This window comes from Acidicapsa borealis (assembly GCF_059115245.1).
Genome location: NZ_JCACNY010000001.1, coordinates 5,261,402 through 5,277,015, shown reverse-complemented (window position 1 = coordinate 5,277,015; position 15,614 = coordinate 5,261,402). Strand labels below are relative to the sequence as shown.

The window sequence follows — 15,614 nt, the reverse complement described above, 5'->3', positions numbered from 1 at the left end:
GGCCGTGCGCATGTCTTATGGAGTTGGCGGCATTCGAGGGATTTCCCCATCTCGGGGCTTTCCGTATAGTGTTGTTTGCAGCCGGAAGGTTGGCGACGGTTGTGTGTTCTCTTCGGGGACACGACTGCAACATGTAGCACCATGTATCGGGCGGCCGGGCTGGCAGGTTTGAGCGCGGATAGACTCCGGGCATATTTTCGAGAAGTGGAGAACGACACACCATGGCATCACGATCCGTCCCTACTGGAGCACCCAGCACGCCGAGCTACACCGGGCCATTCATCACCGTTACGGCGCTGTTTTTCATTTTCGGGTTCATCACCAACCTGAATATGGCGCTGGTGCCGCATCTGCGCTCAGTCTTCGATCTGCCGTATGGGCTGGCGATGCTGGCGGAGTCGGCGTTCTTCCTGGCGTATTTTGTCTTCTCGGCGCCGACTTCGAAGCTGATCGAGTCGATTGGCTATAAGAAGACGATGGTGTTTTCGCTGTTCCTCCAGGTGGTAGGCGCGCTGATGTTTATTCCGGCGGCCAAGTACACCAACTTTCCGCTGTTCCTGACGGCTTCGTTTGTGATCGGCGCGGGTGTGACGGCGCTGCAGACTTCGGCGAATCCTTACGTGTCGATTCTGGGGCCGGAGAAGAGCGCGCCGGTGCGGTTGAACCTGGCGCAGGCGGCGAACTCGATTGGCGGGACGATCGCACCGCTGATTGCCGGTGCTTTCATTTTGACCGACCCGGCGAAGATGATTTCGAAGGCGGGAATCGCCGATACGGTGCGCATACCTTATTTGCTGATTGCCGGCGGATTGCTTGTATTGGGTCTTGCGGTGGCGTTTATGCGGCTGCCGCACATTACCGCAACGCAGACCTTTCGTCCGGGGAGTGAGAATGACCCGATTCTGAAGCGAAGCATTTGGAGCTACCGGCACACGGTGCTGGGCGCGCTGGGGATCTTCTTTTATGTCGGCGTTGAAGTTGGCCTCGCTTCGATCATGGTGAACTACTTCAAGACGCAGGGCGTTCCCAGTTCGAGCGAAGCTTCTAGCCTTATAGCCTTCTATTGGGGTGGCGCGCTGGTTGGCCGTTTGCTGGGGGCTTGGCTGGTGAGCAAGATTCCTTCGGGACGCCTGCTTGGTATCTTCGGTTTTGCGGCTACGGCGATGGTGCTGGTTTCAATGGTCACATCCGGCCACGTGGCGATCTGGGCGCTGATCCTCTGCGGCTTCTTCAACTCGATCATGTTCCCGAACATTTTTACGCTGGGCATTGTGGGACTTGGTCCAATGACGAGCAAGGGCTCGGGTCTGATTATGACCGCCGTCGTGGGTGGCGCTGTGGTGCCGTTCCTGTTTGGAGCGCTGGCGGATAAGGTTGGGATCCAGCATGCGTTTGTGATCCCGATCATCTGCTATCTCTACATTGCCTACTATGGGCTTGCCGGGTCGAAGCCAAACCGGACTATTACAGCGTCTTAATTAGATCAAGGTTGCATCAGTCGCCGGTGTTGCATTGCCGGCGACTTGTTGTCTGGTAGTCGTGCTACATTGGTTTTCCACGATTGGTTTTCAGGGAGGACGCGCTGCATGGCTACGGGTATGCACCCGGCGAGTGGTGAAATTTCGGAAAGCCCGGCTTCGTCTGGGGTAACTCAGGCGGTTTCGCAGACGATGGACCTGCAGCAGCAGGTGGCTCGTCTGCAGGCGCTGCTCGAGGTTTCGCGGCAGGTTCACTCGACGACGCGCGAGGACGAAGTGCTGGAGACGGTACTGCGGATTGTGGTTCGCGAGTTGGAGATGGCTGGGGCAGCGTTTTCGGGTACTGAGCTTTCCTACGGGGACGCGCCGCATCAAGGCGGCGACGGAAGCATGTACGGAGTGCATTCCTATCCGCTGGATGACCGCGAGGGTAAGCGGATGACGGAGCTGATTGTGGCTCCGCCCGAGGGTCGGCCGATCACGTTGTATGAGGCGGACTTTCTGGAGGGGCTGGCGCTTCAGGCGGCTGTGGCTCTGGAGAATGCCCGCAATCACGAGCGCAACCTGCAATGGGCGCGGGTTCAGCAGGATCTGGATGCTGCCCGGCAGATTCAACGGTCGCTATTGCCGCAGGAGATGCCGCATTTGCCTGGGTTTTCGATTGCGGTGCGTTCGCAGACCTGCTACGAGGTGGGCGGCGATTATGTCGACATTCTCGATCTGCCGGACGGCAGCATTTTGATGGCGGTGGCCGACGTGGCGGGCAAGGGGTTGGCCTCGGCGATTATGGCGACAAGCTTCCGGGCTGCTTTCCGGGCGATGGCGCTGACGGGGATTCCTCTGGCCGAGCTGGCAACACGGATGAACCAGCATCACTGGCAGGAGGGCGAAGAGGCACGGCGGCGGTATGTGACGGCCATCTTCCTCAAGCTGGATCGGGATCGCGGGAAGCTGGAGATTGTGAATGCCGGACATAATCCGGGGTTTGTCATTGATTCAAGCGGAGTACCGCGCCTGTTTGAGGCTGGCAGTACGCCGCTGGGGCTTCTGCCGGGGATGAGCTATACGAGCGAGTACCAGGAGTTTGGCCAGGGCAGCCGATTGTTGTTCTATACGGATGGTTTGACTGAAGTTTTTCTGGAGGATGAAGAATTCGGCCAGGATCGCTTGTTAAGTGAGTTTTCTCATACACCTACGGGGAAAGCCGATGGTATTCTCGAAGCATTGTGGGTGGCTATCCACGGCTTCTCAGGTGGCGGACCCCAGGGGGATGACATGACCGCATTGGTGTTGTGCCATCTTCCGGCTGTTGTGACTGAGGATGAATCTTCTGTCGAGCATACGATTGAAGTGCTTTCCGAGGCTGACTCCGATTGCCAGACTGTGCAGGTGACTGCATGACGACGACTGCGGCACGCACGACAACTGTGGAAGTCCGGCTCCCCTCGCGGCTTGGGTTTGAAAAGGTCGCGATGAGCACGGCTGCCTCGGTTGCCAAGCTGATGGGCTTTCGCGAAGAACGCATCGAAGACCTCAAAACCGCTATCGCCGAGGCCTGCATTAACGCGATCGAGCATGGCAACCGTCTGAATGAAAAGCTTTCGGTTGGCGTGGTTCTTTCGGCGGGCAGCGACCAGCTTGAGATCAAGGTGATGGACGATGGGAAGGGCATGAAGAATGCTCCGACGAAACCGGATATTGACCGCAAGATGCATGGTGAGGAAGATCCGCGCGGGATGGGCATGTTCCTGATCCAGGCGCTTGTAGACGAAGCCGAGTGGGTGGTTGGGACCAACGGCAAGGGAAGTTATGTCCGGCTGGTGATTCGCCTGGATAAAGAAGAAGTCTAGCCCCTGTCTGTTGTGAGCGCGAGTCGTCCGTCACAATCGCAGGTTCTGAAACACAATGCAGATGAACGGCAACTTGAAGTTTGGAGATTAGATCCCAGTGCAGACCGATACCAAGTCGAAGATTGACCAGCAGACCTCGCCCTCCGGGAAGCCAGTAAGCGTGATCCGTTTCGAGGGTGATATTTCCTCCGCGTCGAAGGATGCGGTCATTGGCTCCTATCACTCGCTATCGAAGGAGACAGCGAAGATTGTGGCGCTCGACTTCACCAAGGTGGAGTACATCAACTCGAGTGGCATCGCGCTGGTGATCCAGCTGCTGATGGAGGCTTCGAACGCCGGGCAGAAGGTGCTGGCGTTTGGGCTGTCGGCACACTTCAACAAGGTGTTCACGATGGTGGGGATTACGAAGTATGCAGGGCTGTTTCCGGATCAGGCGGCTGCGCTGGCTACTGTTTAAGTCGCTCTACCAGATGCACCTGGGGTAATTTTGCATGATGAGCCTGTCTGCCGAGATCAACGGCGACAGGCCATTTGCTTTTGCGTGAGCGACGATGATTCGGTCGAATGGATCGCGGGTCCACTTCTCTCCGGCTGCGATTGCCGTGATTTCTTGAAAGTTGAGGCGGCAGACTTTTACTCCGAGTTCGTATTCAAGCTTTCGCCGCAGGTCGTCGGCTGAGATTCTGGTTTCCTTCTTGAGTTCGAACAGATATTCGAGTTCAAGGAGAACCATGGGCGAGACAAGCAAGTCCGTCTTCGCGATTTCGTCGAGGGCGTTAGGGCTGATTGCGGCGAGGTCGGCGTTCGCGAGTCGCACGGCGACATGTGTATCCAGATAAGCGCTCACGGTTTAGACGAGCCCCTGCTCTTCCCAGTCCTTTTCCCATTCCTTTTGCATCTCCGGCAGCATGTCCACGTCTTCTAAATTCGGAAATTCGAGACTGGCGATGTTGAGAGGCGTGAGGCGGTCGAACCGTGTCGCGGGGTCGATCTCCGAACTCTCAGGAACGATGCGTAAGCGTTTGCCTTTGTAGGCGACCGTAATCGTCTCGCCTTCCAGGGCGCGGTTTGCCAAGTCGAAGATTTCGCGCCGAAATTGGGTGATTGGGACTTCCATAGATGGAGTATAACAGCGCGTACGCTCGAAGCGTACACGTCTTTCCGGGTGAGCTCATTAATTTTTGCGAAATATGAGTGACTACTGCGCATATTTTATGAATCAATCGTGCTATATTTTTATCAGATTAGTTGAGCGGCTTGGACTAAGGTCGAGCTTCCAGAAGCTGACAGCCGCAAATTTCAGACTTATGGATCAGGAGGAATTTGGATTATGGCAATCACTCGTTGGAGCCCGGTTCGGGAAATGGCTACGCTGCAGGATCGTGTGAACTCTCTGTTTCAGGACTTTGCCGGGGACGGCCAGGCGGTTACGGCTGCCAGCTTTGCCCCTGCGGTAGATGTGTACGAGAACGGTGAGAAGGTGGTGTTGAAGCTGGATCTTCCCGGGATCAAGGAGCAGGACCTGGATATCCGCGTGGAGAACCAGACGCTGAGCGTACGCGGTGAGCGCAAGTTCGAATCCGAGGAGAAGGAAGAGAATTTTCACCGGATTGAGCGCCGGTATGGCAGCTTCTACCGCTCATTCTCGCTGCCGACGACCGTGGACACGGATAATGTCGCGGCCAGCTACAAAGATGGTGTGCTAAAGCTGGAGTTGAAGAAGAAGGCTTCTGCGCAGCCGAGGCAGATCAAAATTGGTGCGGCGGCCTAATCGGACAGCGCATCAGAAAAGTTGTGAGACGGAACCTTGATTTGCTGACTGGGACCGGTCCGGGAACATCCGGCGGTCCCAGAGCTGTATGGCCCATCCGGCAGCGGGAGGGTGGGAGTATGATCCGGTTGCAAGTGGAAGTTTGTCGATAGAAGGGTTGTTTTATGGCGATTCGTTGGGACAAATTGACGGTGAAATCTTCTGAGGCGATGCAGCAGGCGTTGGGGCAGGCTTCGGCGTTGGGAAATCCGGAGCTGCAGCCGGTGCATCTGCTGCTCGCGCTGATTGCCGATCGCGAGGGCGTGATTTTGCCCGTGCTCGAGAAGATTGGCGTGGCGACGGAGCGGCTGGAGAGCGAACTGCATGCGATTGAGCAGAAGCTGCCACGAGTGAGCGGTGCGCAGGGCCAGCCCGGGCTCTCGAACCGGCTGAACAAGGCAGTGGAGCAAGCCTTTAAGGAAGCCGCGAATTTCAAGGATGAGTACGTTTCGACCGAGCATCTGCTGCTTGGGCTTTCGCGCGAAAAGGGCGATCCGGCGGTCGATGCACTGCTGGCGCAGGGCGGGACGCACGATGCGATTCTGAAGGCGCTGACGGTGGTGCGCGGGTCACAGCGGGTTACGGATCAAAATCCAGAGGGCAAATTCCAGGCCCTCGAAAAGTACGCCAAGGACCTGACGGAGCTGGCCAAGCGCGGCAAGCTGGACCCGGTGATTGGGCGCGACGAGGAGATTCGGCGCGTGATCCAGGTGCTGAGCCGGAGGACGAAGAACAATCCGGTGCTGATTGGCGAGCCGGGTGTGGGTAAGACGGCGATTGTGGAAGGCCTCGCGCGGCGGATTGTCTCCGGCGATGTGCCGGATTTGCTGCGCGATAAGCGCGTTGTTTCGCTGGACCTGGGTTCGATGCTGGCCGGAGCGAAGTATCGCGGCGAGTTTGAAGAGCGGCTGAAGGCGGTGTTGAAGGAAATCGACGAAGCGGATGGCAAGATCATCCTGTTCATCGACGAACTGCATACGCTGGTGGGCGCTGGCGCTTCCGAGGGCGCGATTGACGCGAGCAACATGCTGAAACCGGCGCTGGCTCGTGGCGAGCTGCGGGCGATTGGCGCGACGACGCTGAACGAGTATCGCAAGTACATCGAAAAGGATACGGCGCTGGAGCGGCGCTTCCAGATCGTGTATGTGGGCGAGCCGAATGTCGAGGACACGATTGCCATTTTGCGTGGACTGCGTGAGCGATATGAGGCGCACCACAATGTTCGGATCAAGGATTCGGCGATTGTGGCTGCGGCTACGCTGTCGCACCGGTATATTTCGGACCGCTTTCTGCCGGACAAGGCTATTGATCTGGTGGATGAGGCTGCGGCTTCTTTGGCGATTCAGATCGGCAGTGTCCCGACTGAGGTAGACCAACTGGAGCGTGAGGCTACTTCGCTTGAAATTGAGCGGGCGGCGCTGAAGCGTGAAACCGATGCGAACAGTGTGGCGCGGCTGCAGGTGATTGAGCGTGAGCTCTCGACCTTGAAGGAGAAGATCAACAGTCTGAGGGCGCGATGGCAACAGGAGCGCGGTGCGATTACGCGCATCAGCGAGTTGAAGAAGCAGATGGAAGCTCTGCGCTTTGAGGCTGAGGAGCAAACACGTAAGGGCGGGCTGGAGCGGGCGGCGCAAATTCAATATGGGGATCTGCCCAAGCTTGAAGCTGAACTCAAGAATCTGAGTGAGTTGCAGGACGGTGTGGCCGGACATACTCGTCTACTCAAAGAAGAAGTGGATGAGGAGGATATCGCCGGGATTGTCAGCAAGTGGACGGGGATTCCTGTTTCCAAGATGCTGGAGGGCGAGGTGAAGAAGCTGGTGCAGATGGAGGATCGTCTGCGTGAGCGCGTGGTCGGGCAGGATGCTGCACTGATCACGGTCGCCAATGCGATCCGGCGCTCGCGGGCTGGACTGGCTGATCCGAAGAAGCCGATTGGCAGCTTCATCTTCCTGGGTCCGACGGGTGTGGGTAAGACGGAGACAGCTCGGGCGCTGGCGGAATTCCTGTTCGATGATGAGGCTTCGATGGTGCGCATCGACATGTCGGAGTACATGGAGAAGCATGCTGTGGCGCGGCTGATTGGCGCGCCTCCGGGCTATGTGGGCTATGACGAAGGCGGGCAGTTGACCGAGGCTGTACGTCGGCGGCCTTACTCGGTGATCCTGTTTGATGAGATCGAGAAAGCGCATCCGGATGTGTTCAACGTGCTGCTGCAGGTGATGGATGACGGGCGGTTGACGGACTCCAAGGGCAGAACGGTGGACTTCAAGAACACGGTCTTGATCATGACTTCAAACCTGGGAGCGAACCTGCTGTTGGGAGATCTGCTGAAGACAGAGCATGACTACGAACGGGCGCAGGAGCAGGTGATGCGCGTGTTGCGCGAGCACTTCCGGCCGGAATTCCTGAACCGCGTGGATGACATCGTGATCTACAAGCCTCTGGGTTCGGCGCAGATGCATCACATTCTCGATCTGCGGTTGAACGAGGTGCGCAGGATGCTGGAGAGCAGGGCGATATCGCTGGAGCTTACAGAGCCGGCGAGTCAGCTTATCCTGGCGACGGGTTCGGATGCGGCTTATGGAGCGCGTCCGCTGAAGCGGGCTCTGCAGCGGATGGTGCAGGATCCGCTGGCGATCAAGATTCTCAATGGCGATATCGAACATGGCGCGCATGTGAGGATCGATGTGGATCGGACTTCGAACCAGCTCAGCTTTGAGACCATGGGCCGCGAGGCTATGGCTTAAACTCGTCTACACACTAGATAACAGCGGCGTATCCGAGTTCATGCGGATACGCCGTTGTTATTTCATCTGAGTTCATGAACTTTAGAGAAAAGATGTGTGCGCTGCCTGTTCGAGCGCTTTGCCATTCAATTGGTTCGATCGTTTGTTGGGTTTGTGGGCAAAATAAGTGGAATCGAAATGAAAGACGCCCGAGAGGATGGGAATCAGCTTCTGGTAGGCTGAGGGATGATAGCTCTAGCGCAGAGCAGAGGTGAGACTATGTACTTTAACTTAGTGTCTCGATGTTTGTTCTTGCTGTTAGAAGCGGGATTGGTCTTTTTGTTGGTTCATCGTCGAATCTGGCGGGCGTTTCCTATCTTCTCACTCTATATGCTATTTTTGTTGGTTAGCGACTTTGTGGTAGATTGCACCTTTTTGCAGATGAAGTTTAATTCTGTCTATTATGCAAAATTTTATCTTATCGATGCGGCAATGGATTGGATTGCGGTGTTCCTGGTGCTAATTGAGATAGGCGTATCGGCCCTGGGCAGGGTAGCATCGTTTCAGTTAGGGAAGACGAGTTGGATCGCAGCTGGGGGCTTAGGAGCGCTAGCTCTGTTGAGTTGGCCGATTGCCAGGTACAGCCTGCCGACTGGAGTTCCGTGGGAAGTAGGGCTTGTTTCTCAGATTCAGATGGTAATGGTCATTGCTTCGCTTGCATGCCTGCTAAGTTACGCAATCATCGCATATGCCCTTTCAGTTAGCTGGAGCGGCCTAGCATGGCAGATCGGAGCAGGGCTAGGAGCGTACGATGTCATTCACATCGCCGTTACGCCACTGCGATCGCGCGAGCAGTTGACGGGCATCTTTGAACCGCTGATCTATACGGTTGAGTCGGTCACTTATCTTGGCATTTTGGTTTATTGGACGAGTTGTATGGTGAGATATCGGCGCCCAGATATACAGAGAAGCAGAAGCTGTCGAGATTAATGTCCGGAAACCCTCTTAGTCGAAATCCATTTAGTGTTCCGATAATCATTGCGATTGATTAATTCCTCAATGGCTCATCGCCAGGGATGAGGATAGGTATTAGACAACTGGGCAGACCTGAGCAGACGGCTCAGGCCCACCTTTTGTTTTGGGTCCTGTCTAGTGGATTAGGCTGTGCGGGTCGAGTACGTACTTCTTGGCTGCGCCGGCGTCGAAATCTTTATAGCCTTGAGGTGCGTCGGCGAGGCTGATGACGGTTGCATTGACGATTTTGGCGATGGGCAGGCGGTCGTGCAGGATGGCCTGCATGAGTTTGCGGTTGTATTTGAGAACCGGGGTCTGGCCTGTGTAGAAGCGGTGTGATTTGGCCCAGCCCAGGCCGAAGCGCATGCTGAGGTTGCCGGTCTGGGCGGCCTTGTCTTTTGCGCCGGGGTCTTCGGTAACGTAAAGGCCGGGGATGCCGATGGAGCCCGCTGCGCGGACGATGGTCATGAGCGAGTTGAGGACGGTGGCCGGAGCTTCCTTGCCATCTTTGCCCTGGGCTCTGGCTTCGAAGCCGACGGCGTCAATGGCTGCGTCGACCTGTGGCTCGCCAACGATGGATGCGATGAGGTCGCCGAGGCTGTCGCTCTTGGTGAGATCGACCGGGACGAACCCAACGCTTTCGGCGTGCTTGAGGCGCACGGGGTTCATGTCGCCAATGAGGACGACGGCTGCGCCGAGGATTTGTGCGGAGGCTGCTGCTGCGAGGCCGACCGGGCCTGCTCCGGCGACGTACACAATCGAGCCGACGCCGACGCCTGCGTTCACTGCTCCGTGGAAGCCGGTGGGCAGGATGTCGGAGAGCATCGTGAGGTCTTTGATCTTGGACATGGCCTGGGCCTTATCCGGGAACTTGATGAGGTTGAAGTCGGCGTAGGGGACGAGGACGTACTCGGCCTGGCCGCCGACCCAGCCGCCCATATCGACATAGCCGTAGGCCCCGCCGGCGCGGCCGGGATTGACGTTGAGGCAGACACCGGTCTCCTGTTCGCGACAGGTGCGGCAGCGGCCGCAGGCCACGTTGAAGGGCACGGTGACGAGATCGCCCACCTTGAGGTATTCAACGTCCGATCCCGCTTCTATGATTTCGCCGGTGATTTCGTGGCCGAGGACAAGCCCAGTGGGGGCGGTGGTGCGGCCGCGCACCATGTGCTGATCCGAACCGCAGATGTTCGTGGAGACGACTTTCAGAATTACGCCGTGATTGATCTTCTTGCCGGCTGGATTCTGCATTTTGGGGAAGTCGATGGACTGTACTTCAACCTTGTTCTGTCCTAGATAAACGACGCCAGAGTTCTCTGCCATGATTTTGCCTTCCGCGGGCCTTGGCCCGGTTTGTCTTGCGTGACGTGTGGTTAACACCAGGCCGGTTTGAGTAGCCTTTCCGTTCGCGCTCGCCGTACTTCGCGGTCGTGCGATGCAACAGGCTATTCCACTCTTTGCGAGTGTGGACAGTCAAGGTGCGATGGATCACTTTTGCGCTCTTTCTATTGACAATGCTGCTTGTATCGTTGGTGAACCGCTGGTGGGCTTCAGTAGTCGGGAGTTAAGCTTGAACTCAGACTGCCCCCTCAGTGGTTAGGCGCAATGGATCTCTTGCTGTTGCCGGGTATGGATGGAACGGGAAGGCTCTACTCACGGCTGATTCGGGAACTCCCGGAGACGTGCCAGGCGACCGTTGCCGACTATCCGGTTGATGTTGTTACTGACTCTATTGAACTACTCGAGACCGTACGGTCGTGCGCTCCAGAGCGCCCGTTTGTGTTGGTGGCGGAGTCGTATTCGACACTGCTGGCGATTCGTTTTGCGGCGACTCGACCGAAGCATCTGGCTGCAGTTGTGTTGTGCGCGGGGTTTGCTTCCAGTCCGGTGCGGGGTTGGAAGAGGTTAGCTGCGCGGCTGCTCAGTCCTTTTTTGTTTCGCCTTCCCTTGAGTGATTGGGCTCTGCGGTGGTTTCTGGTCGGCGAGGGTAGTGGTGCGTCGTTGCTGGACGAGGTACGGGACGCACTTGCTTCGGTGCGGCCACTTGTTTTGGCGGCTCGACTTAGGGAGATCCTGGATTGCGATGTTCGCGACGACCTGGCCAAACTAGATGTCGCGATTCTATATCTTCAGGCTGAGGGAGACCGACTGGTTGGATCGGAGTGCCTGACGGAAATCCAGCTTGTCCGCAAGGACGTAGTGGTCGCGCGGGTCGCTGGCCCTCACTTGTTGTTTCAGCGAGAGCCAGCAATATCTGCTCAGTCAATTGAGAGGTTTGTCTTATCGCTGGCACTCGCGCCGGATTAGACTTTGACTTCGCCTTCGTCCTCACCGTCCCAGTAGTGGATGCGGTTTGCGTGTGCTTTGATGAGCACGACGCCGGGAGTATCAATGCCTTGCTTGAACCAGCGTTCCAAGTCGGGGTTCCAATGCTCTGCGAAGGTGGCCCTGTCGCGGATCAACTCGGCTTTCGCCTCAACCGAGATGAAGATGGGCGGCTTGCCGAGCAGGCCGCTTTTGCCTTGCAACGATAGTCCGACCTGGGGGTCGCGCTTGATGTCATTGACCATACGCGAGTCTTCCCATGTAAAGAACCAGGAATCGCCGTCGTATTCGACGTCACCATTGTTGCTCATGGGACGCGATGCGATTTCGCCTGTGCTGGCGCGGGTAGAGAGCATTGTGAAATCGATGTCTGCGATTTTCTTTGCCAGGTCTTGAAGCGTCAACTCACTCATGGTGCTTTCCCTCATGAGTAGGTGAGATGCGTGGTTTCTGCTACCAAGAAAAGGATCGCTTCGGTCTCATGAAAACATCATGTGACCGAAGCGATCTGGACGAACTGATCTACATGAAAGCTATAGAGTTTTGAGATCGATAACGAAGCGGTACTTTACGTCCTGCTTGAGCATGCGTTCGAAGGCTTCGTTGATCTGTGGCATGGCAATGATTTCGATATCTGAGGTGATGTTGTGTTCGCCGCAGTAGTTGAGCATTTCCTGCGTCTCCGGGATACCGCCGATGCAGGAGCCCGAAAGGGAGGCGCGGCGGAAGATGAAGTTGGTCACGTTGACGACGGGCGGGACTTCAGGGAGTCCGACGAGGGCCATGGCTGCGTCGTGCTTGAGGAGCGCGCTGTAGGGATCGAGGCTGTGGGGCGCGCTGGCGGTGTCGAGGATGAAGTCAAAGCTGTTGGCGTGGGCTTTCATCGCATCTTCGTCGGTGGAGAGGACGACTTCATCGGCGCCGAGGCGCAGCGCGTCTTCCTTCTTCTTGAGCGAAGTAGTGAATTGGACGACGTGCGCGCCAAAGCTGTGCGCGAACTTGAGGCCCATGTGACCAAGTCCGCCAAGCCCTACGATGCCGACCTTGCTGCCGGGGCCGACGCCCCAGTGCTTCAGCGGGGAGTAGGTGGTGATCCCGGCGCAGAGGAGTGGGGCGACTCCGGCGAGGTCAAGATTGGCAGGAACGGTGTGCGCATAGCGCTCGTCGACCACGTAGTTCGACGAGTAGCCGCCCATGGTGATCGAGCCGTCGACACGATCGGGGACGGCGTAGGTGAGGGTCATGCCGTTGAGACAGTATTGCTCTTCGCCGATGTTGCATTTGGCGCAGTTGCGGCAGGAGTCGACGAGGACGCCGATGGCTGCGGTGTCGCCTACTTTGAACTTGGTGACGGCTGAGCCGACGGCTGTGACTTTGCCGACGATTTCATGGCCGGGGACCATGGGATAGACAGCGTTGCCCCACTCGTTGCGGGCCATGTGCAGATCAGAGTGGCAGACGCCGCAATAGAGCAGGTCAACGACAATGTCGGACGGGAGCGGTTCGCGGCGGGTGAAGGTGTAGGGGGCGAGCGGCGTAGTGTTACTTTGGGCGGCGTAGCCTTTGGATGCTGGCATGGGTGGTGTTCTCCGAATCGTAGTTTAGCGGATGGTGGCCGGGTTAGCCGCGCTGGGCAACGGCAATGCGAGGAATGCTTTGATAATCCTCGATGAATCGAATGTTCTTGTAACCGCTAGCTTCCAGCAACTGCTGGACAGCGGGTTGCTGGTTGTAGCCGATTTCGACGACGAGCCAGCCGTTGGGCGCGAGGAATCGCACTGCCTCGGGGATGAGGCGCTGATAGATGGATAGGCCGTCTTCTCCTGCGAAGAGGGCGCTGTGCGGTTCGTGGTCGCGGACTTCTGTTGAGAGGCTATCTTGGTCGGTTTGCGGAATGTAGGGTGGGTTGCTGGCGATGATGTCGAAGTGCTGGCCCTCGAGTGGGCTTAGAAGGTCGCCTTCTAGAAAAGTGACGCGGTCTGCGACTCTGTGGCGTTCGGCGTTTTCGCGGGCGATGGTCAGGGCTTGCGGGGATAGGTCGATTGCTTTGATTTGGGCGGCGGGGAGTTCGTTGGCCAGAGCCACTGCGATAATGCCGGAGCCGGTGCCTATGTCGGCTATCTTTGGGGCTTGCAGGGACTTAGCTAGGCGGAGGACTTCTTCTACCAGGTGCTCGGTTTCAGGGCGGGGAATGAGGACGCCGGGACCTACGGAGTAGGGGAGGCCGAAGAACTCCGCTTCGCCGGTGATGTATTGCAATGGTTCGCCGGTGGCTCTGCGGGCGATCAAGGCTTCGTAGGTGCATTGATCCTCGGATGTCGCTTCTTCGGACCAGTTCGCTAAGAGCCAGGCGCGGCTTTTGCGGAGGGTGTGCAGGAGGAGAGATTCCGCATCCTGACGGGCTCGGTCAGGATGCGGGCTGTTTTGGAGCTGGGCAGTTGCGGTCGCGGCTAGTTCGCGGAGGGTCATGTTACGCGGCCACTTACGCGGCCTGCGCTGCGTCTGCTTTGAGCTTCTGGTCCTGGTCGTCGGCGATGAGGGCATCGACGATCGGTTGCAGGCGGCCCTGCATGATCAGGTCGAGCTGGTGCAGCGTGAGGCCTATGCGATGGTCGGTCAGGCGGTTTTGGGGGAAGTTGTAGGTGCGGATCTTTTCGGCGCGGTCGCCGCTGCCTACCTGTTGCTTGCGCTCTTTGGCGAGGGCGTCGTGCTGCTTCTGCATTTCGACTTCGTAGAGCCGCGAGCGGAGGACGCGCATGGCCTTTTCGCGGTTCTTGATCTGCGACTTTTCGTCCTGGCAGCTGACGACGGTGTTGGTCGGGATGTGCGTGATGCGGATGGCGGAGTAGGTGGTGTTGACCGACTGACCGCCGGGACCGCTGGAGCAGAAGGTGTCGATGCGGAGGTCTTTCTGCTCGACCTTGACTTCGACTTCTTCGGCTTCGGGCAGGACGGCGACGGTGATGGCGGACGTGTGGACGCGGCCCTGGGTCTCCGTGGCCGGAACGCGCTGTACGCGGTGGACGCCGGACTCGAACTTCATCTGCGAATAGACGCGGTCGCCTTCGATGAGGGCGATGACTTCCTTGAGGCCACCGACGGCGGACTCGGACTCAGACATGACTTCGATCTTCCAGCGGTGCTGCTCGGCGAAGCGCTGGTACATGCGGAAGACTTCTGCTACGAAGAGCGAGGCCTCGTCTCCGCCGGTGCCGGCGCGGATTTCGAGGACAACGTTTTTGTCGTCGTTGGGGTCCTTGGGCAGGAGAAGGATTTTGAGCTCGGCTTCGGCGGCTTCGCGACGTGGCTCGAGTTCGGCGAGTTCTTCGGCGGCCATGGCGGCGATTTCCGGGTCGGTTTCGGTTGCCATCAGGCGGGCGTCTTCTACGCCCTGGGCGAGCTGCTTGTACTGGCGGAACTTTTCGACGGGGGCTTCGAGGTCGCGGTGGGCCTTGGAGATTTTGTGCATGGCTTCGCGGTCGTTCTGGATCTCGGGCAGGGCCATCTGCTCGCCGAGTTCTACATAGCGGTCTTCCATCTGCTGGAGGCGGTCAAACATTGGGGTTCTCTCTTTGCTGCGGCCGGTCGCGGGGAATCGCAAATTCGCTCACGCGGGGGCGCTTTGTCTATTGGATGATTGGATTGGGAAATGGGCGCAGGTGCGGGATAGGCGGCGGGAGCCGCTAGAGAAGCGCCGGGATGGGCTGGTGAATGGCCATCGGTACCTTTAGTTTAGCGCAAAAATGGATTGATGATCTGGAGTGAATCGAAGCGGCGCTCGTGCTGGAAATCCTGAGTGTACAGAATGCGTGCTCCGGCTAGCTGGGCGGTACGAAGAATCATTGCATCCCAGAAGGGGATTTTATGAAGCCGATGAAGGTCAACCGCAGCAAAAATATCGCTCGTTACCGGCTGAATGACCTGGAAGCGCGAAAAGATTTCAGCCTTTTGTCGCGCTAGGGAGCTTTCGACGTTCAGCTTTTTTGTAGCGTTCGCAAAATACTCTTGTAGAACCTGAATCGAAACTGCGCCTGAGTTGTCGCTAAGATGTTGTGCGATCAGACTCAAAGATCGTTGCTGGAATTCGGGAGAGCGCGGATCGTCGGTATACAGAAGGATGTTCGCGTCGAAAAATACCTTAGGACTTGCCATAGTTCCTGAATCGCTCGTCGTACATCTCGTCGCGGTTAAATTTCCAGTCAGGATCTGGTGTGCCTTGCCCGGCAGTTTTTTTCAGGAACGCGATGGCAGATTCCAGGTCGTCTTCACCGACAACTGCTTGAAAATGGTCGCGCACCATCTGGTTGACGGATGTTCCCATTTCAGCGGCGCGCCGTCGTGTCTTTTCGAGTAGCTGATCATCGATTGAAAGAGTTAGGTTTGCCATGAACACAGCTTATGTGCGCAC

General features: G+C 57.4%; 17 protein-coding genes. 8 read left to right on the top strand and 9 right to left on the bottom strand.

Translation table 11 applies throughout. The features are described 5' to 3' along the window. Positions 1–221 precede the first annotated feature (221 nt). The 4 genes from AC5S27_RS21470 to AC5S27_RS21455 all read left to right on the top strand — a co-directional run bounded on the left by AC5S27_RS21470 (position 222) and on the right by AC5S27_RS21455 (position 3,785). A complete protein-coding gene (locus tag AC5S27_RS21470; RefSeq protein ID WP_493936604.1) occupies positions 222–1,478 on the top strand; it encodes a sugar MFS transporter in 1,257 nt (418 codons plus the stop codon). 108 nt (positions 1,479–1,586) lie between these two features. Then, positions 1,587–2,879 carry a PP2C family protein-serine/threonine phosphatase gene (locus tag AC5S27_RS21465; RefSeq protein ID WP_493936603.1) on the top strand — a complete coding sequence of 431 codons (1,293 nt, stop codon included), beginning with the start codon at positions 1,587–1,589 and terminating at the stop codon, positions 2,877–2,879. Beyond that, entirely contained in the window at positions 2,876–3,328 is a 453-nt protein-coding gene (locus AC5S27_RS21460) for an ATP-binding protein (protein ID WP_493936602.1), read from the top strand. Before AC5S27_RS21465 ends, AC5S27_RS21460 begins: the two co-directional genes overlap by 4 nt. A 97-nt stretch (positions 3,329–3,425) precedes the next feature. After that, the gene (locus AC5S27_RS21455; protein WP_493936601.1) at positions 3,426–3,785 is read left to right on the top strand and encodes an STAS domain-containing protein; all 360 of its coding nucleotides are present in this window, start codon (positions 3,426–3,428) and stop codon (positions 3,783–3,785) included. A gap of 6 nt (positions 3,786–3,791) precedes the next feature. Here AC5S27_RS21455 and AC5S27_RS21450 read toward each other — a convergent pair whose 3' ends face one another. Next, positions 3,792–4,175: a type II toxin-antitoxin system VapC family toxin gene (locus tag AC5S27_RS21450; RefSeq protein WP_493936600.1), complete on the bottom strand. Its 384-nt coding sequence runs from the start codon at positions 4,173–4,175 to the stop codon at positions 3,792–3,794. A 3-nt stretch (positions 4,176–4,178) separates the two neighbouring features. Then, on the bottom strand, positions 4,179–4,403 hold the full coding sequence (locus tag AC5S27_RS21445) for a hypothetical protein (protein ID WP_493936599.1): 225 nt from the start codon (positions 4,401–4,403) through the stop codon (positions 4,179–4,181). A 255-nt stretch (positions 4,404–4,658) separates the two neighbouring features. Here AC5S27_RS21445 and AC5S27_RS21440 point away from each other — a divergent pair, with 255 nt between their 5' ends. From AC5S27_RS21440 to AC5S27_RS21430, 3 genes are all read left to right on the top strand, one after another. Continuing rightward, a complete protein-coding gene (locus tag AC5S27_RS21440; protein WP_493936598.1) occupies positions 4,659–5,099 on the top strand; it encodes an Hsp20/alpha crystallin family protein in 441 nt (146 codons plus the stop codon). A 164-nt stretch (positions 5,100–5,263) separates the two neighbouring features. Beyond that, on the top strand, positions 5,264–7,888 hold the full coding sequence (gene clpB, locus AC5S27_RS21435; RefSeq protein ID WP_493936597.1) for an ATP-dependent chaperone ClpB: 2,625 nt from the start codon (positions 5,264–5,266) through the stop codon (positions 7,886–7,888). A 258-nt stretch (positions 7,889–8,146) separates the two neighbouring features. Beyond that, positions 8,147–8,857 (top strand): hypothetical protein, encoded by a 711-nt coding sequence (locus AC5S27_RS21430; RefSeq protein WP_493936596.1) that lies wholly within the window; start codon positions 8,147–8,149, stop codon positions 8,855–8,857. 159 nt (positions 8,858–9,016) lie between these two features. Here AC5S27_RS21430 and fdhA read toward each other — a convergent pair whose 3' ends face one another. After that, entirely contained in the window at positions 9,017–10,204 is a 1,188-nt protein-coding gene (fdhA, locus tag AC5S27_RS21425) for a formaldehyde dehydrogenase, glutathione-independent (RefSeq protein WP_493936595.1), read from the bottom strand. A 282-nt stretch (positions 10,205–10,486) separates the two neighbouring features. Between fdhA and AC5S27_RS21420 the strand changes: the two genes are divergently transcribed. Further along, on the top strand, positions 10,487–11,188 hold the full coding sequence (locus AC5S27_RS21420) for an alpha/beta fold hydrolase (RefSeq protein WP_493936594.1): 702 nt from the start codon (positions 10,487–10,489) through the stop codon (positions 11,186–11,188). On the opposite strand, the gene AC5S27_RS21415 is transcribed toward AC5S27_RS21420, so the two are convergent. From AC5S27_RS21415 to AC5S27_RS21390, 6 genes are all read right to left on the bottom strand, one after another. Further along, positions 11,185–11,619 (bottom strand): pyridoxamine 5'-phosphate oxidase family protein, encoded by a 435-nt coding sequence (locus tag AC5S27_RS21415; RefSeq protein ID WP_493936593.1) that lies wholly within the window; start codon positions 11,617–11,619, stop codon positions 11,185–11,187. The genes AC5S27_RS21420 and AC5S27_RS21415 overlap by 4 nt on opposite strands. 120 nt (positions 11,620–11,739) lie before the next feature. Then, positions 11,740–12,783: an NAD(P)-dependent alcohol dehydrogenase gene (locus tag AC5S27_RS21410; protein WP_493936592.1), complete on the bottom strand. Its 1,044-nt coding sequence runs from the start codon at positions 12,781–12,783 to the stop codon at positions 11,740–11,742. A gap of 43 nt (positions 12,784–12,826) precedes the next feature. Continuing rightward, complete coding sequence (prmC, locus tag AC5S27_RS21405) at positions 12,827–13,675, bottom strand: peptide chain release factor N(5)-glutamine methyltransferase (protein WP_493936591.1); 849 nt, start codon at positions 13,673–13,675, stop codon at positions 12,827–12,829. A 13-nt stretch (positions 13,676–13,688) separates the two neighbouring features. Next, a complete protein-coding gene (prfA, locus tag AC5S27_RS21400; protein ID WP_493936590.1) occupies positions 13,689–14,765 on the bottom strand; it encodes a peptide chain release factor 1 in 1,077 nt (358 codons plus the stop codon). A gap of 173 nt (positions 14,766–14,938) precedes the next feature. Then, on the bottom strand, positions 14,939–15,358 hold the full coding sequence (locus tag AC5S27_RS21395; RefSeq protein WP_493936589.1) for a PIN domain-containing protein: 420 nt from the start codon (positions 15,356–15,358) through the stop codon (positions 14,939–14,941). Then, entirely contained in the window at positions 15,345–15,593 is a 249-nt protein-coding gene (locus AC5S27_RS21390) for a DUF6364 family protein (protein ID WP_493936588.1), read from the bottom strand. Before AC5S27_RS21390 ends, AC5S27_RS21395 begins: the two co-directional genes overlap by 14 nt. Positions 15,594–15,614 lie beyond the last annotated feature (21 nt).